Below are 22,323 nucleotides of genomic sequence, written 5' to 3'. Positions count from 1 at the left end.
TTGAATTTTATAGGATTAATTAATCTATGCTTTTATCATAAAAATAAAGCTTAAGACTAAATAAAAGAAAAGTGGTCAAAAAAGCCAATTATTAATAATTATAGCGATAACATTATCTTTATCGCTAAACGGCAAGATATATAGTATTCCGATTTAGGGATACAATTTCCCAAAATCGGTACACAAAACAGAAAATTACTCGCCTGCAGGAAGGGTCACTTGTGCGAACGCATCAAAAAGAACTTGGCTGGTAACTTCATTACCACTGCATTGCTCACTTAAATAACGACGAAACTGCCTAGCACCCGCTAAACCATTGCAGAGTCCAAGCATATGGCGAACAACATGCCAAGCACGCCCGCCGTTGGCAATATGAATATCAATATAGCGCGCCATCTCGGCAACGATTTGCTCACGAGAAAGAATATCCGTATTTGTTTGATAAATCGCGTTATCTGCTTCAACTAACATGTAAGGGTTTTGATAAATTTCACGGCCTATCATCACACCATCAATATGAGTTAAATGCTCATTCGCCTCATCATAGGTTTTAATACCGCCGTTAATTGAAATTTGTAACTGTGGAAAGTCTTTTTTGATTTGATAAACACGACCATAATCAAGGGGCGGAACTTCCCTATTTTGCTTAGGGCTTAAACCGCTTAACCAAGCTTTACGTGCATGAATAATAAAATGTTTACAGTCAGCCTGAGAGACCACATCAACAAAATTATGTAAAAACTCATAACTGTCATGGTCATCGATACCGATACGCGATTTAACAGTAACCGGAATATTGGCTGCCGCTTGCATCTCATTGACACAGTCAGCTACCAAAGAAGGTTCAGCCATTAAGCAAGCACCAAAACGACCATTTTGGACACGATCAGATGGGCAGCCAACATTAATGTTAATTTCATCATAACCATACTGCTCAGCCATTTTTGCACACTCTGTCATGGCTTTAACATCACTTCCCCCCAGTTGCAGTACAACAGGATGCTCTTCTTTGTTAAAGGATAAATAATCACCTTTACCAAATATAATTGCGCCAGTAGTCACCATTTCGGTGTATAGCACGGTGTGCTTTGACATAACACGATAGAAGTAACGGCAATGGCGATCAGTCCAATCGAGCATGGGTGCAATAGAAAGTCGATGGTCGATGGGGTTACCTGAGTTTAGCGGTTTTACTGGGATTGACACAAAAACACCTTATAAATATACTGTATGAAATTACAGTGAATTACCGCGAGTTACCCTGAGTTTCGATATGCAGTACCCCATATGTACCCCACAAAAAAGTAGGATTAATGATGGCATCTTTTACAATTGAAAAACGTACAAAGGCAAACGGTGAATTTTCTTATCGCTGTAAAGTCGTTGTTAAACAAAAAAACGCAATTATACACCGAGAATCTAAAACATTCCGTAAAAAAGAACTCGCTCGTACATATGGAAGGAAGCGTGTTCAAGAAATAGAGAATGACGAAATTGGTATTAAGAAAACGATACCACTCAGTGCATTGTTAGATTTATATTTTGAAGATGTCCATTTATGGGAGAAAACAGGAAGAACTAAGCAATACGTTATCAAAATGCTTAGGGACTGTGACATCGCAAAAATACAAAGCAATAAACTGAAAACTAGCGATTTAATTGCACACTGTAAAATAAGACAGCTAGCAGGAGCAAAACCTTCAACTGTTTATCATGATATTTGCTATTTACGTGCTGTAATGAAAAAAGCTCAGCCTGTTTTTGATATTGAAGCTAATTATTCAGTTTTTGAAGAAGCTATTCCAACACTCATAGATATGGGCTTAATCAGTAATAGTGATAGAAGAACTAGAAGGCCAACACAGCTTGAACTCGAAAAATTGCAAGTTGGATTAGAAATAAGGGAAAACCAAAAGCCAAATGGCCATGTCAGAATCCCCTACTTAGATATTTTAGATTTTAGTATTCTAACCTGTATGCGTATAGGTGAAGTTTGCAAACTTCGATGGGACGATCTAAACCTAGACCATAAAACGATTGTTGTTAGAGACAGAAAAGATCCCCGCAAAAAGGAAGGTAATCACATGATAGCGCCACTGTTAGGTGAATCATTTAATATTGATAATATGCAACCCAACGATAAGGATTTGTAAATTCTAAAATAGTAATTGGGTAATGAAAACCTCTATTAGTAAGCTTACACGATACTAAATTGTTTCAATCGAAATAACTAATCACCAGAAACAAAAAAACATTAGTCATCACAACTAATGTTATTAATAGTATAATTATTTAACAAATAATTAAGATTATATTTTGAATCGACGTGATGCTAAACCAATCAAACCTAGAGCTAAAATAGCAATTGTAGAAGGTTCAGGTACTGAAACAGTATTTGCTGTAAATCTTGCTGCTCTGAGAATCTTAGGATCACCGCCGACAGAATCACTAAACGTCAAAGTCCACGACGAGTCTCCAAATCCCTGTCCATCGAATAAGCCCATATTTGTTGAATTATATTGCGCTGGAGAAGTCACGCCCTGAAGCGTAATTGGCAATATTTCAGTGAATGCTGTAGATAACGAAAAAGATGCCTCGAAGCTTACAATACCACTCGAAAAATAATTTGTCGGTATTAATGATGCTGTAATACCGTATGTATTGTTAGTAAGACTTAAAGATATTTCATTTTGATACGAATTATTAGCCTCATTACAAGATAAGTTAGAATCAAACGAAGTACTACATGCGCCAATTGATACCCATAAATAAGAGAGATCTATTAACTCACCATTACCCGTATTGAAATTGAACGAACTCGAGCTACTATCTACTACATTATTTATTGTCATTAAGCCTGTATCAATAAGCCCCGCATTTGCAAGCTTCCCGACAAAGCTAGTGGTCAATATTAAGCTTACTAAAACTGCATTTAAATATTTAAATTTCATTTGATAGTCCTATTTAATCCCTTTCCAAAAATTTGGTGGGAAGTACAAAAAAAGATAATTTATTAATTTTAAATACTAAAGGCACCAATCATGCCAACTAAATATTAACCTTTAATTTCAATATGATAAAATTACTGAATAGTTATGATAATTTATAGTGTAAAATAAACTGACACATTAATCTTAATAACAATTTAAATTAGACATATTTGAAAGAAAATTAAAAAACAGATTAAAAAGCCGCATCGCTACAACCTTTTATGTATGGCACAGACAGAGGAGTGTAGTAAAAATTTACCCCGCATTACTATACGGTGTATAAAAAACTACCTTAAAGTGGTTTAAAATCAAATAACATTAAGACCCTAGCGAACTGATATACGTCTATGTATAAAGATTATCTATTACTATAAATTTCCTGAAACGTTCTATGTTTCTTCTTTGGAGCTTTATTAACACAACGATACCCTCTTTTTACACGTTGTGCCCAACCTCTTTCACAATCGTTATATTCATCAGAACCAATAGCATATGGGTTATCATATAATTCCGACTTAAACCCTTTATTATATGCTTCATTATTCTCTATATTTCTCATAAATGCTCACATCCATTTAAAAACAATTCAAAGATACATTGATAATTCAGTACCCATACGATTGATTTTTATAATTTTAGATAGTAATAAATATAGAAGCTACAGGTATTTACCATCTTTAACATATCTTAAATTAGATAAACTACTATATAAATTAAAATGAACAGATTCGTTCCAGTGACTAACTAATTCTTTAAACTCTTTTAGTTCCTCATCAGAAACTAAATCTTTAATTGATTTTTGAGATAGGGTATTCATTCATACGTTCAAATTCATCATTTGTCATCACTAACACTCCATGTTGATATGTTGATATGTTAATAAATATAATTTTGATGTTGGTTGAAGGTGACAGTATGTACCCAACATTAAAGAACGGAGCCATGATTATGGTTAACCGAGATTTTAATGGGCTAAGTGATGGTATTTATGTGATGCGACATGATCACAATTTATTAGTGAAAAGATTACAGTTGTTACCGGGCGGTATTATTAAAGTAAAATCAGATAATAATATGTATGAACCTTGGGAAATAAACAAAGAACATTTAAATGGTACGGATATCGAATTAATAGGCCGCGTTGTGTGGTCAGGTCAAAGGATGTAAGTATAACGCAACGTTAAAGGGTTTGTTAGACAGACAACTTCTCACTAAGCGAAATTTCTTTAAAGTTAAATATAAGTTTTACCATTGTTTGCATATAAGACTCGTCACCTGATTCAATCGCTGCTCTTAGTTCACCTATACAGTCGAATAATATTGTCATCCATCTAAATGAACTTTGGCTAATAGCTTCTAACATAATCATGATAGATGCTAGTACTGAATTAGATAAAACAGCAATATGTGATGGCTGCTCTTCTTGAGGTTCCAATTTAGTAATTAGATAAAAATCATGTAACCCGTCATCAGACATGGGGTGAACAAACATAGAACCATAGTCATAACCATATTTATATAAAAATGACATATCCATATCTTTAGCTACTTTTTCTGCGTTAGGTCGTTTCCATTTTGGGATGTTGTTACTTAATTTATTAAATCGTTCTTTTTGAATTTTAGATATTTCATATTCCGATCCTGCAGCCTTGTCTTTAAACTCTATATCGCTCTTTAATCTATTTTGGTCTTTATATTGTCTATAAAAAGACCAATCATCAAATAACTGGTGTGTATTATTTTGCCCTAAGTCATACAAATGAAATAGGCGATCCAACATTGTCCGATTGATTACCCAGGCATTTGGGTAATCACCAAGTCTCCAAAGCGACATAACACTTTTTAAAGATGTCGCAGAACGAGCTACAAAGTTTCTGATTATCAAATCTTTCTTTGAGCATTCATGCTTTGCAAAATTAAAAAGAATTATCCCAGATAGCGCATGGACTGCTTCACTTAAATTTACATAAAATGATTCTGATTGAAATATTTGGTTGGACATGATGAGCGAAATCCTCCTTGTCTGGCTAACGCCCTAAAAATGAGCAAAAAATTGACTACTAAAATTTTGAACGGAGTGAAAAAAGTCAACTGTATTTTACGTTTGAAGTTATTGTTAAAATTTTTACTCAATATTTTTAACTACGTAATGTTCTGCTTTTTTATATGACTCTCTAAGGTTCTTAGGGAGTAATGAAAGAACAGCTTCTTTTATTGCAGACTTTCCAACCTGCAGCCCGTTTTGATCACTTAGCGCCCAAGTCTCGTTAGATGCAATATTTTGTTTAGCAAACTTAAAAACGCCTTCAAAAAAAGATCTCACCGAAGTAAAGGCTTTATCATTTGACATAGCCTCTAAATTACAAACTACTGCAGTTCCATAGTCTAAGAAGGTTTTTCCATCTTTACCTTTTCGGGCCGTGATTAATAACAACTCAGTTTCTCCACTGTAACTCCATTTTGTTTCACTTTCTAATTCATCAACTACTTTAGTAAATGCTTTATCACTGTAAAACCAATCAACACCATCTATACTCGTAGCTTTGATTTGATCTAGATATTGCTCTTTAGGCCAATAAGCACCATATCCAACACAAAAGAAGTCAACGGCTTCACCTGAGCGATGATGGAAATAGTTTAAATGATTAACAATCTCATTTTTTGAAATTGGCGCATCAGGGTGGGCGAGGAGTAAACCGATTAATTTTGTATTTCGATTCTCTTGACCCCTTACTTTTTGATAACGTATAGGTGTATTCATGTCTAATGCGGTAATAAACCCAATGCTTTCTTCGACGGTTTTTTTCTTTATTAATACAACTTTTCTTGGTAAATCAGAGTCAATTTTTTCTAAAATTTTACTTAATGAATGTGCTTCTACCACGATATGTCCTTATAAAGTTTTGACGCTTTGCTAACGCGTCTAAAAATGGCTGACTACAATAGCGAAGAACGATATTAGACGTCAACTAACTTGTCCGGTTGGCGTCAATTAACTTGGCCGGTATTTGAATTTAGTTGCATAGCTTGTTTTTTTCGGTAACTTTCTCCTTTTATTTGATAGATATCACTGTGGTGAACAAGTCTGTCGATAGCAGCAACAGTCATCATGTTGTCACCAAATATACTATCCCACTCACTGAATGCTTGATTCGATGTGATCAACAAACTGCCTCGTTCATAACGATGTGCAATCAGTTCAAACAACACCTGACTTTCACTATCAGTCTTTTTCACATAGCCGATATCATCTAATATCAACAGCTCATATTTATCGAGTTTTCTTAGGGCATCAGTTAAGCCCAACGTTTCTTTTGCACGTTGGAGTTCTTGAACAATAGCTGTACTAGTGCTGAATTTAACGCGCACTGCTTTTTCAAGTAATGAGTAACCAATAGCACACGCTAAGTGAGTTTTCCCTAAACCACTAGCACCAAACAATAAGATATTATGGCCTTGTCTAAGCCAGTCAATCTGATTAACTTTTTGTTTCATTTGCAGTGACGTAATACCTTCTATTTCGTCAAATTTATATTGATGTAGTTGTTTACCTACGGGTAATTTACTCTCTTTAAGTAACCGTTTTAATCGACTTTCATGACGATGATTAGCTTCAAGTTCACATAGCTCGGCAAGGAATAATTCAGGCTCCCACTCCTGTGAAACAGCCTTTTGGGCAAGGACTTCCCATTCTTTGGCTATCGCACTTAAGCGCAGCTCTTTCAGTAATATTGGTAAGCTTAGAATATTAGCCATGTAACCCTCCAAGCAAACTATCGTAATCACTTATTTGATGTTGATGACTGACAATGTTTGGTATGACGAGCGTGCTAGGGGCAAACAATTTACGGCACATATCAATAGATATAAACTTACCTTGCTCGTGGTTTTTCAAGACATAACGACCAAGGGCATGCTCGCAATTATAGTTATGAGCGAGTAACAATAATTCAACCATATAACGACAGTCTTTATCGCTAACATGCTCTGCTGTTAACTGCTGCCACAACAAACTGAAGTCACCTTCTGGGATCAAATCTTCTCGTAACTGCGAGTATTTGAACGCATTGGGCTTTTTCGCAAGTGAGTGGATCACATGTTTATAATCTACTGCTCGTGATCTTAAGTGTCCTTGAGCATAGACTCTAGACAGGGATAACGTTTTTTCATGACCAAGAAATAAATCCAGCCGAGTATCATAAATGTGTACAAGTAATCGATGACTAATTAATCTAGAAGGTACGGTATACGTCACACGTTTAACACTGATGGTGCTGCTAGAGGTAACTTTAACGTATTGTTCGCAGAAGTCGTTGGTACGACGTTTAGGCAAATCATTTAAGTGCTTGCGCTCTTCATCAAATCGAGTTTTGCATTGGCGATTAATTTTGGCGACAATTACATCAAGAAACGATTGGTACTCGGTAATTGTCGCGAAATCACGACTGCCACGTAGTCGTAATTGCTGATCTACTTTTCGTTTTAAATGGCTATGTGCCACTTCAATCGCACCATTTTCATGAGCTACACCTTTATTGTTACGCGTTGCAACAACGCTATAGTGAGCACATAGCTTTTGATAGCGTTCAGTTAACGTTTCCTGTTCATAATGATTATTGAATGCAGCACTTAAGCTATCGGTTCGGTGTGTCTGTGGTACACCACCACTGCGCCAAAATGCATTTTGTAAACCTGTAGAGAGTGATTCGAAACTTTCACCGCCAAAGACAAGTTGAGCATACGTCCAGCCACTGAACACTAACTTGTAATGAAAAAGCTTATGAGAAAATGCTTGGCCTGCAATAGATATTTCAAGTTTGTTCATCCAAGTGTAATCAGATATCCCCATAAACCCTGGCATGTACTTTTGACGAAAGATAACTTCTTGCTCTGGCCCTTCAGTTGCCAACCACTTTTTGACTCGACGTTGTAACGTACGTAAATGATTGTGACCAAATTTACCTGGCATGAGTGTATCGAGCTGATCTAATAACGTTATGGGTTGAAGTTCAGGATCTGCTTTGAGCAATGGCACTAGATGCTCTTCAAACGCACCATTAAATGGATCTTTGCGTGTTCGATAAACCCTAGGGAGATGTGTGGTTGAATGCTGGCCGGATTCGATACGCCGAGCTGTACGCTCTGACATACCAGATTGGGCAGCGGCTGCTGTTTGTTTATGATCATTACGATAAGACATATATAAATTAACCTGTTGCTTGGTTATGGGTTTTCCAGACATATCTTTCTCTATTGAATTTGATATATCTAAAGTGTACCAAAACCGGTCAACCTAATTGTCGCGACCCGGCCAAGCTAATTGTCGCCTAATAGAACGAACACAGCCAGCTTTTTGTGTCCGTTTGAGTAACTTGATACTAGAGGTATTACGTCAAATACTTTCTTATCGTTTCTACCACATCGTGAAATTGTCTAGGTAGGGAGTTTAAAAAAGTGGTGACTTCGGGATACTCAGTCGAATCTATTTCAACACCTTCATCAAGTAATTTCCTTGCCTCAACTAAACACTCAGATAACTGCCAATCATAGCCTGAACCTAGTTTATGTGTTTCCTCTGCTAAATGAAAATAACCCGTGAGTATGTTTGGCTTGCAACCACCTAACTTAGTATTTTTAAGTTCCAGCTCTTTAACTTGAACGGATAACCATTGAATTTTGTTAAGGTTAGAAGCTACAGAAGATTTGTAGTTTTTTGATAATTCACTTGCTGTTTTTTTAAACGAAGTATCCAGTTTTTTATCAAATTTAGTCATTTCAGCTTTTATTAATTCCAAATTGTTACTTTCAGCACCCGTAAATTTGTCATCGATTTTATTTAGCAAAAACTCTTTATCTTCATTAAATCTATTTCTAAAGAAGTAGATATTGACCCCTAGAAATAAAATCAAAAAAGTAGCACAAAAACTGAGAGCCCAATAATAAGAAGATCTAATATCAGAGTTTGTTGATAATAGGATTTTGTTTTGTTCTTCTAGCCTGATTATATTTTCTTTCAAGATTACTGTGATGTTATCTTTTTTATCGTCATTTTGAGCTATGACTTAAAAAGAAGAAAATTGAAGAATCACAATGGCCAATATTATTAGTGTTCGAAATATACTCATAACTTTCCTTGTTGTTCAACGCCTAATTAAGAGGCAAATAATAGTTGGCTAAAATGTTAAGGGACGAAAACAGCAAATTGTTTTTTATCCTTGTTTATTAGCTTGTTAGCTTTTGGGGATTGCCATTAGCTTTGTTAAATACTGATCTCCATAATTTGTAAGAGTCCAGTATGTTGCAGTATCCCTTACTCCACGTTTTTTTTCGCTTAGCTTAATTAGACCTAGGGCTCGTAATTGAGTTTTGATTTGATGAAAACTATCACTATCAACTTTGAACCAACTTTTGTTTCTATAATGGTGTAATTTCTCATCCGCATCTTCAATATACAAAATTAGTTGATTGCTAAATTCCATTTTCATCTGAGGTTCAGTAGCTTCATTGAATAATAAAGGACCTACTATTATAAATATGTCATCCCAGCTAACATTAACTTCTCCGTGTCTATTATAACCATCAAAAGATGCGGTAAATTCAAACTCGCCACTAGATAAATTCTCTGTTCCTGGCGGCGGCAAAGTATCAATGTTATTTAACTCTAGTTTCAATGATTCATTTTCTGTTCGGAGTTTTTCGATTACGTCTCTAGCTTCATCTCCGGCTAATGCATCACCTCTAATCCAACCGGGACGATCAACTCTTGAAATAAGTTGAACAAGTGCTCGAGAAACTTTTCCACCAAGATCTTCTGGAGAGTTATAGTATTTGACTAGTTTTTTTTGAACCTTACTCTTGAAAGCATCTAATTTCGCACGCTTATCTGCATCAAGCTCAGAATTTTTGATTGCTACATTTTCAGGTTCAGAGTGTATAAAAGAAAGTGTTGGAACTCCTGTTGCGACAGCATATTCATATTCTTTCTCTGTATAACTAACTCCATCTTCACCTAATGAGCCATAACGGTTACCGATTATTAATACGTAATAGTCACATTCATCAATAACCCTCTTAATGAGAGACCATTGATCTTCATTACTCGCGGGGAACATTTCCATTCCTGCAGGAATACAGTCTAGCTCTAGCAAAGCCTGAACAAGTTCTTTCCTTTCATCAATTAAATCGATATAAGTTGAACTGACAAATACTTGATGCTTTTTATCCATGTAAATTGATACTCCTGTTTATTGAAAAAACCACTGTTTTTTGTCCTTTTAAGCAACTTGTTAGCACTATAATTCGTCAGCCGTGCTTCTTTCTTCATAGACGGGGTAATCGAATTCTAACTCTCCATCATCATCGATAGTAAAAAGTAAGCTATCTGTAACCTCATCATTTACATCCATATCAGCGCAACCATTATAAATATTGTAATCATAGCTGTAATCTAATTGGTATTCATTTCCCTGAGCATGTGAAATATTGTCAATTCTTAACCCCGTATAATTTGTCGCGCGTTGATCAATATGAGATAAGTCCTCAATAATTTCTTTTTTTAATTCATCGATATTATCTTCAATGAGTGATTTTAATGCTTCACATATTTCAGATTGATCATTTAAGTCTGAGGTTTGGAAAATCATAATTTAAACTTACTCCGAAGTTTGACTATAGTGCTAACGCCCCATTAAAGGGAAATAAATTCTTGACTAAAATGTTGAACTGAGTGAAAACAACCAACTGTATATTTTCCCTCTTGAATGTTATGTTTTAATTATTATCTATATATGTATTTAATTTTTTCAAGATGTTTATCGTAGGGATTACGAGGTAGCTACCTGTAAATTCAGCAAAATCATAATGGTATATAGAATCCTGATTAAATTGAAAGTAATGCCCGTTAATCATAGAGTTTAAAGGCGCAGACTTACCTTTAATGACACTTGATCTAAATTTAATTAATTGAGCTTTCGTCAAATAATAGATCATAGGTGCAGAATGTTCTGACGGTAATTCAACTCTGATTAGACTCATTTTCATCCTTAAAACATTACGCCCAAATAACAGGCTAAAATAGTGGGCTAAAATGGAACAAAGCGAACAGCCCGCTGTTTTAGTCCTTGTTAATTTGCTTGTTAGGCTTTTGCTAGCGTTTTAGTAAACCAAATTCTCAATTCTCTTTTAAGTTCATCAATTTCTTGGAAAGCTAATATTCTAGAATTATTAATATCGAAAGGTATATCAGCAAGTGACTCTGAAACAATAACAACCGGTTTACCTAATGCGTGTGCGATACCAAGTTCGTAGAATACATTTGGATTTCTTCCACTAATATTTGCAATTACAACGCGCGACTTAGCTATTTGTTTAATGATATGAGTAAGGATATTTGAAGACAAATTAGAATCATCACCACGGGTGCAATTAAAGCCAGAAGATGTAACCACCTCTCTTATAGCATTATACTGCTCTTGATACTCTTCATTAAACGGAGTTAAAACAAATACTTGCTCATCATCCACTAAAGGAACATCCGACAAGCCGATATTTTTTAAAAATAAAGCTGTATTAATAGAAGAATTTTTAGTTGTGTATTTTTCTTTATTTCCGATACTACTTACTTGTGCATCATTTATTAAGTGATTGATATTATTGAAACGACTTTCATTAACAGTTAACTCTTTTGTTAATGATGTAATTTGCTTTTCGATTGATTGTCTAAACTCATCATTTTTATAGTCTTCGTATTTCTTAGATAAGTTATTAACCTTAATATTAAAATAAACAATTAGCAGGATCACTAAGCTTATAATAGGAAATACATACTTTGATAATTCTAAAATTTCCATTCTATATCCTTAGCATCATTGAAATGCTGTAAACAAGCATAGAGCCTGTAATTATAAAATTAAATAAAACAAAAACAGATGAAGTGAAAACTGATTTTTTAGTCGTATGCGTTGGTGAACTTTTCCATATAACGATTGAGATAACCAGAAGCAAGATGAATACTAGTGCAGTTCCGAAAAGGCCACCACTGCTCTTTGGAGTAGTTATTAATAAAGTAGCAGAAAATGATAAAGCTAAAAAACCTACATCAACAGGAGATTGAAGAAAATTTTTCCAAACTTGATGAAAAGAAGCTCGTTCAGCGACAAATAATTTAAAAAAGAATTGAATTAATACCAATAATATTGGAACTAACCATAAAGCATTTTCACTAAAAAAAATATTAACCGAATCAAAAATGGGGACGTCAGATAAAGTGGGAGGTACTTCTTTAGTAACGATTTCTATATCTGTCTTCACATTCATCCTTAAATTGTTTTTTTTATTTTACTACAGGTTAACGAACGAAACTAGAATTGATTATATGGTGAAGCCTAACAGCTTACTAGACGATCAAAACCTTGCTTTTCTACAGGTCTTAACGATCTAGTTAATTTATAATGGACAATAAAACTACGCTTATGTTACTGGTATATCAAGTGTTTATTTATTTTCTTTAGTGCTACTTTGTTGGAAACACGCTTTTATCTCGTTTTCTTTGGTGAAAGTGTGTAAGGATATTTTATTCTCATTAACAGAAATAAGTGTTACAAAATTAATGAAAAACAATTTGAAATAAATGTCTCTAAAGCGCACAAAGCTGAAGTTACAATAGTGTGATAAATGCGAAGTTATAATTGGAACAGAAGTATCCCAAAAGGGCTATAATGGAGTATATAAACTTGAAGGTATCCCTTTAGTACTCCTATGAACCTTACAAGGCAGTAAAAATGGGAGAGTCAGTCCAATCGAGCATGGGTGCAACGGAAAGTTTATGTGAAATCATAAAGTTATAAAAAACCTTTAAGTTTAAAGCGAATGTAGCTGTTGGAAACAACAACAAAAAATTTCGCTGATTATAAAGGCTTTAGCGATGTTAAACAAAAGAAATAATGCCAAGTGACAGCACCGAAAGCCTCGATAGCTTTCAGCTATTTTTATGGTATAAAGATGGGTGAATTTTAAATAACATCACTTAATAATTTGGCGAATTAACGCCTAGTCAATTTGAACCTAAATCGGGGCTAAGTTATAGCAAGTATCTTGCATAAATAGCCTAATAGATTAACAAGAAAAGGTTAATCTAGGTCGTCAGGATCTGACTCAAGTTCGTCGTCTGTTTCAACTTTAGTTCGACCAAATAAGGTGTGGAATTGCTTGGGTGTTAAAATTATGTTTTGATATTTTAACCAAGCCTTCTCGATGGTATTGCTTACAGCAGCATTACCACGACAAACTTCAACAAAATGTTGCTCTTCTTCGGTAACAGGCAACCGGCTTCCTAAAGAAAGTGCCATTAATGCAACGCCATATTTTTCTAATGCCTCGGCCTCGGCCAAGTTAAAGTCACCGGAACGCTTTATGCCGCGCGGATAATTTCTATCATCGTAAAAATTTCTATTTACCTTAAAACTTTCTGCTGATATTGCTAAATTAGCCATTTTATAAACTCTACTAAAATATAAATACACTGATAATCGCATTTTTAACTCAATATCGATTAATTGGCAATTATTTTTTTAACGTTAATTAGAATATTTTACTTAATGTATATTATTTACCATTACATACACTATTTTTGACTTTTTTTTAGGCTAAAAATACAAAACTAGCATGAGGTTATATTTTGTAAATCCAATGTAGTCCTTGGATGACCGTCGTAGGAAAAGCGGTTTGATGATTGGCTTCTGGGATAATAACAATTTTTGCTTTTACATGAGTTTGCTGCCAATTAAGTATTTTTTCATAAAAATTTTCAGCATCCTCGACCATGTCATGGCTGCTGTCTAATGCTTTTGATTCACGCTCGCCAATAGCAATAAAAATATTAGCATTAATGGTTAACTGCCGCTTTCGATGCGCCTCTTCTAATGTAAAAATAACCTTATTATCAAACCAATAAGAAGGACTACCGAGTATGTAATGATTAAATAATGTCGGTTTAGTTAATAATATATATGTACCAAATAATCCGCCAAGCGAGTTACCGACAAATGTTCTATCTTGTCGATCCGTTCGATAATTTTTATCGATATAATTGATAACACTAGCTTCGATAAACGCCATATGCTGTTGAGCACCACCTGTTGTTTGTTGCCAGGATTTATTGATTGTTGGGGTATAGTCTCGCACTCTGCTAGCATCTCGCTTCGACCCTTTTGCATATGAAATGCCAACGATAATAGCTTCTTTCATTTTTTGTGCATTCATTGGATAACGGGTTGCCCCAGAAACAATCTGAAAAGTATACCAAGCATCGGTTAAGTAAATAACGGGATAAGTTTTATCATCATTTTTAGCATAAGATTTAGGTAACTTTATAAATAATGGGTAAACACGTTGACTGTCGGGATCTTTAATTTCAACGACTTTACTTCTTGGTATTTGAAAAGGCGTAGTGGCAAAAGCCATTGATAGCTGGCTGGTCAATATTAATAGCAGCGTTAAACTGTATATTACTAGTTTCAAGTGAACTCTCTTTCTTTACTCAATGACAAGTTGTTATGTTTACCTAACCATAACGAGTTATTTATAAAACCTTAAGGATAAGTAAAGCAATACTCCAGCAAATAAATCACCGGTGTATTACTTTTAGTGTGCAATTCTTATTGGCATAATATTTATTTAAGTAACGGTTTCATAATCGCTAATTTACCATCAATTGGTGTGGTGATTTCTAGGCCTAAAATGTCTGCTATTCTTATTGGCATAATATTTATTTAAGTAACGGCTTCATAATCGCTAATTTACCATCAATTGGGCTGGTGATTTCTAGGCCTAAAATGTCTGCTATTCTTATTGGCATAATATTTATTTAAGTAACGGTTTCATAATCGCTAATTTACCATCAATTGGTGTGGTGATTTCCAGGCCTAAAATGTCTGCAATTAATGGCATAATATTTATGTTTTCAGCTGTATCTAACTGATATGCTTTTTTAAATGCGGGCCCTTGTGCATAGAATATTCCGTCCATGTCTGTAGTGTCAAACTGACTCCAGCCATGATTTCCTTTACTGGTTTTTCCGGTAAAACCTATCGACCAATCGTTATCGGTTAAACAAGCTATATCACCGATACGACTTGATTTTGAGGCGTTAAATTTTGCTGGAATATCTTGGTATTGATAACATTTATAATGTTTAGCTTGTTGATTTAATTGTGCAACAGTTTGAGCTAATGTGCGGGTAGACTTACCCTCATCGTATATAAGTGTAATAGGGTTGGTTGCCAAAACTTTATATTCATCATTTAACCAATTAGGTAAATATTCATAATTCTTAGCAGGATAATCAGCCATACCATGATCAGAGACAATAATAATATTTACTTCAAAATCTAACGTTCGTACTTTTTCAACCATTTCACGAATGGTGCTATCTACACGGTTAATAGCGGCAATAAGCTCAGGTGAATCTTGACCAAAACCATGCCCTGCACTGTCTATATCATGAAAATAAGTGGTTATTAATTGCGGCCGTTCGCTTGAAGGAAGCTGATACCAATTTAATACACCATCTATGCGTTCTTGATGTGAGGCGTTGTGATCATATTTTTTAAAATGAGACGGATAAATACCCGCAATAGCGGCTTCGGAGCTTGGCCAAAAATAGTTAGCGGTACGCATATTTTGTTCTTCCGCAATAATCCACAAGGGTTTACGTAAATAAAAGTCGGGATTGGTCACCGCTTCCGAGTCTCTTATGCTGTAGGTTTTATTTAAATCGCGAGCATAGAAACGGTTAGACACTATGCCATGATTCTCAGGGTATGACCCCGTAACAATACTCAAATGGTTAGGAAAGGTTTTTGTCGGGAAAGTAGGACGTAATGATGTTAAATGAGCAGACTCTTTAGCAAATTGAGACAAGAATGTAGGCTGATATTTATCAACATAATCCCACCTAAAACCATCCAGTGAAATTAACAACACATAAGGTTTAGGATTAGGGTTGGATGCTATACCTAGTGAATTTTTTGATTCTGATGTGCATGCATTTAAGGCAAATAACATGCCTATTATAAATAATTTATTCACGGTAATTTCTCATCAATAATTAGTGTTTAAGGGCTTTCTAGCATTGTTTTTTTACTAACATAAAATCGTTATTGCTTTATCTTAAGACGAGTATTTATTGACTCAACGCGGGGCGTAAATAAGACAATCGCTTCAATTAAACATCAGTATAATAATTATATATTTTGTGCTGATGCCTTTTTATAATTGAGCGCTCGGTAAAATTAGTAGAGCTTTACTCGGTAAATACTATCCATTGATTGAAGGACTACAGATAATCTATCATCATTATCAACAAACCAATAGCTTGCCGCAGGAATCGACGGAAGTGCTATAAGCTAATTAAGATGTTTTCAGGTGCATGATGAAACCAAATAATTTCCTGTTCAATGATGTCTGCGGCATCAATACTCGCTTCGGTTAACACCGTACTCCAGATGGCAATATCACCGGCATTATCTTCTGTAAAAATCGCGTCGACAACAGGTGGTGTTGGAACAGTAGGCTGCGGTGTCGTTATTTTTTCTGAACGTTCACCACTGCCTCCACCACAAGAAGCTAAAAGAGCCAGTGATATTAAGCTCACAAAAAGAGAAGCAGTATAATTCATTCAAAAACATCCATTTGTTATAATTCATCCTAAATAGGCGAGACATTTATACCTAAAGATCAATATATTTACAATTGAAACGTCTATTCTTTATTGGGGTAAATCAATAACTAAATTGAATTTTTCAGAGCTTTTCCATAGGTTAAGTAATACAGTAAATTCTGCTATTTCATGGACAGATGCGGTTGAGCTGAGGATTTTTTCAGAGAGGGTATTCATTCGATCAAATTCATTGACATTCATCATTAACATTCCTTGTTATATGTCAATGAATTATGACTTAAATAATGAAAAAGGTATAGCTTTTAGTGAGTTAGTTTATGAATCTTTGATGACAAACGTTACTGACAATACTGCTTAATTAATGATTATTTTCCCAAAGTCTCTTCTCGGGCTTTCCTGAGCAAGTGCAGGTGCCCGACGCACACTCTTTAGTAACATATAAAGATTAACTCTATAGCGCTAAAGCCAACAAATATTTATTGAGGAGAACGTTTAAATAATTTCACTGAAATGACTTGATTTTATATCACTTTTTCAGTTTTCGTTTGAGCTCTTCCATTGTCAACATTGCTTGTGGAGACTGCAGTAATTCTGCGTTTAAGTCGGCAACGGCACTTAAGCCATTAGCCACAATAGTATCGGTATTTACATTTAAACTGCGTTTTGTCGCTTTTACGGCATAATTAGGTAATAAAGCAATGCGGTTGGCTAAACTGAAAGCAGCTTTCATTAAACGCTTACGTGTTAAATAGGTCTCATTAATCATGCCCCATTTTTTTGCCTGACGTCCTGAGAAAATAGCCGAAGTGTATGCTAATTCTCGTAATCGGCCATCGGGTAAATTAAAATGCAAGCGTTGCAATGTTCCCATATCTGCAGGTATACCTAATTGCGTTTCCAAAATGCTAAAGTAAGACCGCATCGACGCTAAACGAATATCGCATGCCGAAATTAAATCAACCGCCCCCCCGATACATACACCATGGACCGCTGCGATTGTTGGAATAGAACAATCAACAATCGCTGAAAATGCTTGTTGCATATTAATGATTTCAGCCCTCAAGTGCGCTGTTTTATCATTTTGGCAATCTTGTGTTGACGCCATAACGTCTAATAAAAAGTTGATATCGGCGCCCGATGAAAATTGTTTCCCCTTGCCACTCAATACCACGACATGAATATCGTTTTGGTTATTTATCCAACGATAAGCGTCACCAATTTCAAACCACATTTTTTTATTCATCGCGTTCGCCTTATTCGGGCGTACAAGTTGTAAATGTAAGACATTATTTTGGAGCGTTAAATCTAAATATTCAAATTCAGGCATGTTCAGTCCATAGTAAAAAATTTATTCTTATTGATTAAAGATGACACGTAGGTATCGAAGAGGGCAAGATAAAATTGCTAAACCAGTAAAGTGAATTTTATCTTGGTACTTAGCTGTTATCCAACTATCAAATATTACATTACATTTTCGTAAACGTTGAGAGTGCCAACAACACGCTTTTAATTTAAAAGGTTAAGTAATTAACCTTTCAAGCATATTACATCATCAAAATCTCTGTGTTAAACTGCTAAAAAGTAACCCAATCATGCAAGTACCTAACTCATAATGAATGCAGAAGAATTATTAATACAAGCAAAAGAGTCTTGCAAGAAGCGTGGTGCACGATTTACTTTGGCTCGCGAACAAGTATTTAAACTATTAACCGGACATAGCGGTGCTATTGGTGCTTATGATTTGCTTGACGAATTAAAGCTAATTGACCCAGCAGCAAAACCAGCAACCATCTATCGTGCTTTAGATTTCCTTGGTAAGCAGGGCTTTGTTCATAAGATTGAGTCTATAAATGCTTTTGTGATGTGCCATCATTTCAGTGAATGTAATCATCCCGTGCAATTACTTATTTGTGACCGTTGCGGACATGTTGAAGAAATTCAATCGTCTAATTTAGACTTAGCTTTACGCTCGATGGCAGATGCAACCGGCTTTACCATTAGCCATCAAATTGTTGAAGCGCATGGTGCTTGTCAAAGTTGCAGTAAATAGCGTTATTATTCAGGAGTAATAATAACTTTAACACCCCCATTAAACTCATATTTAGAGCTATTGGTCGCATAAGAAGTACCCTCCCCCTTAACTCAGTGAACTTATTTATGCTATAAGTACACGGTTAAACATGCCCATATTATAAAATATTCAGGAAGCCTATGAAATATTCAATCAAGTCAGCGTTAATTTGCTTATTTGTTGTTGCCAGTGGTAGCGCAATAGCGAAAAACACCATTAGTAGCGATAAATTTCGTCAATTAGAAGAATCTTTACCAACACCCAACACTTACAGAACTGCATCAGGCGCACCAGGTCACCAGTATTGGCAACAACAAGTTGATTATAAAATTAATATTCAACTTGATGATAAAACGCAAACCTTAACGGGTAGCGAAACAATGAGTTATACCAATAATTCACCTGACACTTTACGCTACTTGTGGATACAGCTAGATCAAAACCGCTTAAAACGTGACTCTGATAATCGCTTAACAGCGACAGCTCCTAGTAAAAAAATAACTTATAGCGGGTTGCGTGGCGCTATCGAGTCAACTGAATTTGATGGTGGTAATACAATTACTGCAGTTACAGCATCAAACGGTAGTGCTCTTGACTATGTAATTAACGGCACAATGATGCGCGTTATCTTACCTAAGGCATTAAAATCCGGCGATGATGTTAAATTAAATATTAAGTGGAACTATAAGCTTCATGAACAAAAAGTGTTAGGTGGCCGTTCGGGTTACGAATACTTTAAAGAAGACGATAACTATTTGTATGAGCTTGCTGGCTGGTTTCCTCGCGCAGCAGCATACTATGACGTTATGGGCTGGCAAAATAAGCAGTTTTTAGGTAACGGCGAATTCACTTTAGAATTTGGTGATTACGACGTTAAGATCACCGTTCCTGCTGACCATATTGTTGCCGCTACCGGTGAGTTACAAAATGAAAGCAAGGTCTTAACAAAAACACAGCGTAAACGCTTAGAACAAGCTAAAAACGCAAAGAAACCTGTGCTTATAGTTACCGTTGATGAAGCACTTGAAAACGAAAAATCTCGCTCAACAAAAACGAAAACCTGGCATTTTAAAGCTAAAAATGTTCGTGATTTTGCTTTCGCATCAAGCCGTAAATTTATTTGGGACGCTCAAGGTTATAAAGAAGGCGGTACCGATACCATGGCGATGTCTTTTTACCCTAATGAAGGTAATCCATTATGGGAAAAGTACTCCACTGAAGCTATTATCCATACCATGCAACAGTATAATAAATACACCTTTGCTTACCCATACCCAGTATCAATTTCAGTCAATGGACCCGTTGGTGGCATGGAATATCCGATGATCACTTTTAATGGTCCTCGCCCAACACTTGACAAAGAAACGGGTGAAAAAACCTATTCTCGTGGTACTAAATACGGCTTAGTTGGAGTAATTATTCACGAAGTGGGTCATAACTACTTTCCAATGATCGTTAACTCTGATGAACGTCAATGGACTTGGATGGATGAAGGTTTAAACACTTTCCTACAGTTTTTAGCACAACAAGCATGGGAAGAAGGTTATCCTTCACGCCGTGGTCATGCTGCTGACATTACTAATTACATGAAAAGTACTAACCAGGTACCTATTATGACCAACTCTGAATCAATTCTTCAGTTTGGTAATAATGCCTATGGTAAGCCAGCAACAGCATTAAATATTTTACGTGAAACCGTTATGGGCCGAGAATTATTTGATTTTGCCTTTAAGGAATATGCACAACGTTGGATGTTTAAACGCCCAACACCTTCAGACTTTTTCCGCACCATGGAAGATGCATCAGCCGTTGATTTAGATTGGTTCTGGCGTGGTTGGTTCTACACAACAGATCATGTTGATATCGCTTTAGGTAATATTCATTTATATCGTCCTGATAGCCAAAACCCTGATACAGAAGCCGCTTGGAATCGTGCCTTAGAGAGTGAAAAGCCAACATTTATTAGTGACCTTCGTGATAAAGGTCAATGGCTTAGAACAACTGACAAGCCTGAATTGTTAGACTTTTACAATGAGCATGATAAATTTACGGCAACCAATAAAGCACGTAATACCTATAACAGCGCAAATAAAAAGTTAGAACAATGGCAAAAAGATCTCCTTGTTGATGAAAGAAATTTCTACATCGTTGATTTTGAAAATAAGGGTGGCTTGGTCATGCCTATTATTGTCCAATTAACTTTTGCAGATAAAACAACAGAACAAGTACATATTCCTGCAGAAATCTGGCGTAAAAACAGTAAAAATGTTTCTAAATTATTTATTACTGACAAAGAGATTACCGCTATCGCTATTGATCCAAACTGGGAAACAGCCGATGTAGATGTTAACAATAACTACTGGCCAGCACGCCCTATTAAATCAAGCTTTGAATTATACAAACGTAAGAAAAAAGACATGATGCGTGACTATAATGTTAAATTAAAGTCAGCTGATGACGAAAAAGAAGACAAGGAAGAAGAAGATAAATAATGTCAAAAACCTCATTATTTAAAAGCTTTGTTTTTTGTTTATTGTGTGGCGTTGCGCTTTCAAGCGCAGCCCACCGATACTTCTTTGGATTAACTGATTTATCAGTTAATCCAAGAACCCATAACATAGAAGTTATTCATCAATTTACGGCTCACGATATTGATAATGCTATTGCTATTGCTGAGCAACAGCAAATACGCTTTTCAGCTGAGCATCCTAAATACGAAAAGTTCATTCAAAACTATGTTGAAGCACATTTCCAACTTATTGATGTTCAAGATAATAAAAAACAGCCAATCAAGCTCAATTGGATAGGTTTAGAAGTCGCTAAAGGTAATGTTTATATTTACCAAGAAGCTAATTTTGAAAACTTTTTATCCGGATTAGTGGTAAAAAATGATTTACTCATCGATACTTACCCTAAGCAAGTAAATACTGTAAATTATAAAGACGAAACAATTATTGGCAGCTTAACTTTTTCGAAATCAGTTAAAATTGCGATAATAAAAAACAATAACTAGTAGGAACGATTTACATTTGCTAAATTAACATGCAAAATAAAATGACTAGTATAACTAAGCCCTTGGGAAACATTCATGAATGTAGAGTTTATTAACCCTTTTTTATCTTCAATGCTCAATGTAATGTCTACTATGGCACAAATGGAATTAGTACCTGAAAAACCTCGTTTGAAAAAAAATGAAGTTGCTATGGGCGATGTTTCTGGTTTAATTGGTATGGTGAGCGCTCAAACAAAAGGCTCACTATCAATTACTTTTGAAGGAAAGTTAGCACTGGCCACCATGAAAAAAATGGTTGGCGAAGGTCCTGACGAAATCAATGAAGAAATTACCGATTTAGTCGGTGAAATTACTAATATGGTCACCGGTGGCGCTAAGCGTATGCTGAGCGAAAAAGGCTTTGAATTTGACATGGCAACGCCTATGGTTGTTTCTGGTCAAAACCATACTATTCACCATAAAGCTGATGGCCCTATCATTATTATTCCGTTAAATTCTGAATTTGGTAAAGCTTTTATTGAGTTCAGTTTCGATAAATAGTGAATTAAGTAATTTGTAGTCATAGACCAAA

General features: G+C 35.3%; 24 protein-coding genes. 6 read left to right on the top strand and 18 right to left on the bottom strand.

Annotated features, from left to right (window positions below):
* Positions 1-195: 195 nt before the first annotated feature.
* On the bottom strand, positions 196-1,206 hold the full coding sequence (dusA, locus tag H4J76_RS00360) for a tRNA dihydrouridine(20/20a) synthase DusA (RefSeq protein ID WP_310734066.1): 1,011 nt from the start codon (positions 1,204-1,206) through the stop codon (positions 196-198).
* Positions 1,207-1,313: 107 nt separating this feature from the next.
* Between dusA and H4J76_RS00355 the strand changes: the two genes are divergently transcribed.
* Complete coding sequence (locus H4J76_RS00355) at positions 1,314-2,153, top strand: tyrosine-type recombinase/integrase (RefSeq protein ID WP_259377101.1); 840 nt, start codon at positions 1,314-1,316, stop codon at positions 2,151-2,153.
* Positions 2,154-2,309: 156 nt separating this feature from the next.
* On the opposite strand, the gene H4J76_RS19775 is transcribed toward H4J76_RS00355, so the two are convergent.
* Both H4J76_RS19775 and H4J76_RS00345 read right to left on the bottom strand, forming a co-directional pair.
* The gene (locus H4J76_RS19775) at positions 2,310-2,951 is read right to left on the bottom strand and encodes a PEP-CTERM sorting domain-containing protein (protein WP_259377100.1); all 642 of its coding nucleotides are present in this window, start codon (positions 2,949-2,951) and stop codon (positions 2,310-2,312) included.
* A gap of 397 nt (positions 2,952-3,348) precedes the next feature.
* A complete protein-coding gene (locus H4J76_RS00345) occupies positions 3,349-3,549 on the bottom strand; it encodes a hypothetical protein (protein ID WP_182229909.1) in 201 nt (66 codons plus the stop codon).
* Between the two features lie 314 nt (positions 3,550-3,863).
* On the opposite strand from H4J76_RS00345, the gene H4J76_RS00340 reads away from it, so the two are divergent.
* Positions 3,864-4,157 (top strand): helix-turn-helix transcriptional regulator, encoded by a 294-nt coding sequence (locus H4J76_RS00340; protein ID WP_182229908.1) that lies wholly within the window; start codon positions 3,864-3,866, stop codon positions 4,155-4,157.
* Between the two features lie 25 nt (positions 4,158-4,182).
* Here H4J76_RS00340 and H4J76_RS00335 read toward each other — a convergent pair whose 3' ends face one another.
* The 15 genes from H4J76_RS00335 to H4J76_RS00265 form a co-directional block, all read right to left on the bottom strand.
* Complete coding sequence (locus H4J76_RS00335; RefSeq protein ID WP_182229907.1) at positions 4,183-4,992, bottom strand: DUF5677 domain-containing protein; 810 nt, start codon at positions 4,990-4,992, stop codon at positions 4,183-4,185.
* 123 nt (positions 4,993-5,115) lie between these two features.
* Positions 5,116-5,874, bottom strand: a complete 759-nt coding sequence (locus H4J76_RS00330; protein ID WP_182229906.1) for a hypothetical protein — start codon at positions 5,872-5,874, stop codon at positions 5,116-5,118.
* A 104-nt stretch (positions 5,875-5,978) separates the two neighbouring features.
* Complete coding sequence (gene istB, locus H4J76_RS00325; RefSeq protein WP_070373500.1) at positions 5,979-6,746, bottom strand: IS21-like element helper ATPase IstB; 768 nt, start codon at positions 6,744-6,746, stop codon at positions 5,979-5,981.
* Positions 6,739-8,232 (bottom strand): IS21 family transposase, encoded by a 1,494-nt coding sequence (istA, locus tag H4J76_RS00320; protein ID WP_182218723.1) that lies wholly within the window; start codon positions 8,230-8,232, stop codon positions 6,739-6,741. Before istA ends, istB begins: the two co-directional genes overlap by 8 nt.
* Positions 8,233-8,377: 145 nt before the next feature.
* Entirely contained in the window at positions 8,378-9,007 is a 630-nt protein-coding gene (locus H4J76_RS00315; protein WP_182229905.1) for a hypothetical protein, read from the bottom strand.
* Between the two features lie 213 nt (positions 9,008-9,220).
* Positions 9,221-10,216, bottom strand: a complete 996-nt coding sequence (locus H4J76_RS00310) for a DUF4062 domain-containing protein (RefSeq protein WP_182229904.1) — start codon at positions 10,214-10,216, stop codon at positions 9,221-9,223.
* A 66-nt stretch (positions 10,217-10,282) separates the two neighbouring features.
* Positions 10,283-10,633, bottom strand: coding sequence for a hypothetical protein (locus H4J76_RS00305; RefSeq protein WP_182229903.1), 351 nt, complete (start codon positions 10,631-10,633; stop codon positions 10,283-10,285).
* Positions 10,634-11,125: 492 nt separating this feature from the next.
* A complete protein-coding gene (locus H4J76_RS00300; RefSeq protein WP_182229902.1) occupies positions 11,126-11,839 on the bottom strand; it encodes a hypothetical protein in 714 nt (237 codons plus the stop codon).
* Position 11,840: 1 nt separating this feature from the next.
* Positions 11,841-12,299: a hypothetical protein gene (locus H4J76_RS00295; RefSeq protein ID WP_182229901.1), complete on the bottom strand. Its 459-nt coding sequence runs from the start codon at positions 12,297-12,299 to the stop codon at positions 11,841-11,843.
* An 818-nt stretch (positions 12,300-13,117) separates the two neighbouring features.
* Positions 13,118-13,480 (bottom strand): DUF413 domain-containing protein, encoded by a 363-nt coding sequence (locus H4J76_RS00290; RefSeq protein ID WP_182222532.1) that lies wholly within the window; start codon positions 13,478-13,480, stop codon positions 13,118-13,120.
* Positions 13,481-13,658: 178 nt separating this feature from the next.
* Entirely contained in the window at positions 13,659-14,507 is an 849-nt protein-coding gene (locus tag H4J76_RS00285) for an alpha/beta hydrolase (RefSeq protein WP_259377099.1), read from the bottom strand.
* Positions 14,508-14,849: 342 nt separating this feature from the next.
* Positions 14,850-16,076 carry an ectonucleotide pyrophosphatase/phosphodiesterase gene (locus H4J76_RS00280; RefSeq protein WP_182222531.1) on the bottom strand — a complete coding sequence of 409 codons (1,227 nt, stop codon included), beginning with the start codon at positions 16,074-16,076 and terminating at the stop codon, positions 14,850-14,852.
* A gap of 310 nt (positions 16,077-16,386) precedes the next feature.
* On the bottom strand, positions 16,387-16,665 hold the full coding sequence (locus H4J76_RS00275; RefSeq protein WP_182229900.1) for a hypothetical protein: 279 nt from the start codon (positions 16,663-16,665) through the stop codon (positions 16,387-16,389).
* A gap of 90 nt (positions 16,666-16,755) precedes the next feature.
* The gene (locus H4J76_RS00270) at positions 16,756-16,911 is read right to left on the bottom strand and encodes a hypothetical protein (protein WP_182214746.1); all 156 of its coding nucleotides are present in this window, start codon (positions 16,909-16,911) and stop codon (positions 16,756-16,758) included.
* Between the two features lie 283 nt (positions 16,912-17,194).
* Positions 17,195-17,995, bottom strand: coding sequence for an enoyl-CoA hydratase-related protein (locus H4J76_RS00265; RefSeq protein ID WP_182229899.1), 801 nt, complete (start codon positions 17,993-17,995; stop codon positions 17,195-17,197).
* 285 nt (positions 17,996-18,280) lie between these two features.
* Here H4J76_RS00265 and zur point away from each other — a divergent pair, with 285 nt between their 5' ends.
* The 4 genes from zur to H4J76_RS00245 all read left to right on the top strand — a co-directional run bounded on the left by zur (position 18,281) and on the right by H4J76_RS00245 (position 22,292).
* A complete protein-coding gene (gene zur / locus H4J76_RS00260; protein WP_070374992.1) occupies positions 18,281-18,718 on the top strand; it encodes a zinc uptake transcriptional repressor Zur in 438 nt (145 codons plus the stop codon).
* Positions 18,719-18,879: 161 nt separating this feature from the next.
* Positions 18,880-21,231, top strand: a complete 2,352-nt coding sequence (locus H4J76_RS00255; RefSeq protein WP_182229898.1) for a M1 family metallopeptidase — start codon at positions 18,880-18,882, stop codon at positions 21,229-21,231.
* Positions 21,231-21,752, top strand: a complete 522-nt coding sequence (locus H4J76_RS00250; protein WP_182229897.1) for a DUF6702 family protein — start codon at positions 21,231-21,233, stop codon at positions 21,750-21,752. Before H4J76_RS00255 ends, H4J76_RS00250 begins: the two co-directional genes overlap by 1 nt.
* 75 nt (positions 21,753-21,827) lie before the next feature.
* Entirely contained in the window at positions 21,828-22,292 is a 465-nt protein-coding gene (locus H4J76_RS00245) for a chemotaxis protein CheX (protein ID WP_070374995.1), read from the top strand.
* The last annotated feature ends 31 nt before the right edge of the window (positions 22,293-22,323 follow it).

The sequence above is a fragment of the Colwellia sp. BRX9-1 genome (assembly GCF_014077195.1).
Taxonomy (GTDB): domain Bacteria; phylum Pseudomonadota; class Gammaproteobacteria; order Enterobacterales; family Alteromonadaceae; genus Colwellia_A.
The sequence above is the reverse complement of the archived record's forward strand: the minus strand, read 5'-3'. Positions and strand labels throughout refer to the sequence as shown.

Coding starts and splice junctions, on each gene's coding strand:
- H4J76_RS00355 (WP_259377101.1), top strand. CDS start 1,314: ATGATGGCATCTTTTACAATTGAAAAACGTACAAAGGCAAACGGTGAA.
- H4J76_RS00250 (WP_182229897.1), top strand. CDS start 21,231: ATGTCAAAAACCTCATTATTTAAAAGCTTTGTTTTTTGTTTATTGTGT.
- H4J76_RS00340 (WP_182229908.1), top strand. CDS start 3,864: ATGTTAATAAATATAATTTTGATGTTGGTTGAAGGTGACAGTATGTAC.
- H4J76_RS00275 (WP_182229900.1), bottom strand. CDS start 16,665: ATGAATTATACTGCTTCTCTTTTTGTGAGCTTAATATCACTGGCTCTT.
- istA (WP_182218723.1), bottom strand. CDS start 8,232: ATGTCTGGAAAACCCATAACCAAGCAACAGGTTAATTTATATATGTCT.
- H4J76_RS00265 (WP_182229899.1), bottom strand. CDS start 17,995: ATGCCTGAATTTGAATATTTAGATTTAACGCTCCAAAATAATGTCTTA.
- istB (WP_070373500.1), bottom strand. CDS start 6,746: ATGGCTAATATTCTAAGCTTACCAATATTACTGAAAGAGCTGCGCTTA.
- H4J76_RS19775 (WP_259377100.1), bottom strand. CDS start 2,951: ATGAAATTTAAATATTTAAATGCAGTTTTAGTAAGCTTAATATTGACC.
- H4J76_RS00305 (WP_182229903.1), bottom strand. CDS start 10,633: ATGATTTTCCAAACCTCAGACTTAAATGATCAATCTGAAATATGTGAA.
- H4J76_RS00310 (WP_182229904.1), bottom strand. CDS start 10,216: ATGGATAAAAAGCATCAAGTATTTGTCAGTTCAACTTATATCGATTTA.
- H4J76_RS00270 (WP_182214746.1), bottom strand. CDS start 16,911: ATGATGAATGTCAATGAATTTGATCGAATGAATACCCTCTCTGAAAAA.
- H4J76_RS00335 (WP_182229907.1), bottom strand. CDS start 4,992: ATGTCCAACCAAATATTTCAATCAGAATCATTTTATGTAAATTTAAGT.
- H4J76_RS00345 (WP_182229909.1), bottom strand. CDS start 3,549: ATGAGAAATATAGAGAATAATGAAGCATATAATAAAGGGTTTAAGTCG.
- H4J76_RS00245 (WP_070374995.1), top strand. CDS start 21,828: ATGAATGTAGAGTTTATTAACCCTTTTTTATCTTCAATGCTCAATGTA.
- zur (WP_070374992.1), top strand. CDS start 18,281: ATGAATGCAGAAGAATTATTAATACAAGCAAAAGAGTCTTGCAAGAAG.
- H4J76_RS00300 (WP_182229902.1), bottom strand. CDS start 11,839: ATGGAAATTTTAGAATTATCAAAGTATGTATTTCCTATTATAAGCTTA.
- H4J76_RS00255 (WP_182229898.1), top strand. CDS start 18,880: ATGAAATATTCAATCAAGTCAGCGTTAATTTGCTTATTTGTTGTTGCC.
- H4J76_RS00290 (WP_182222532.1), bottom strand. CDS start 13,480: ATGGCTAATTTAGCAATATCAGCAGAAAGTTTTAAGGTAAATAGAAAT.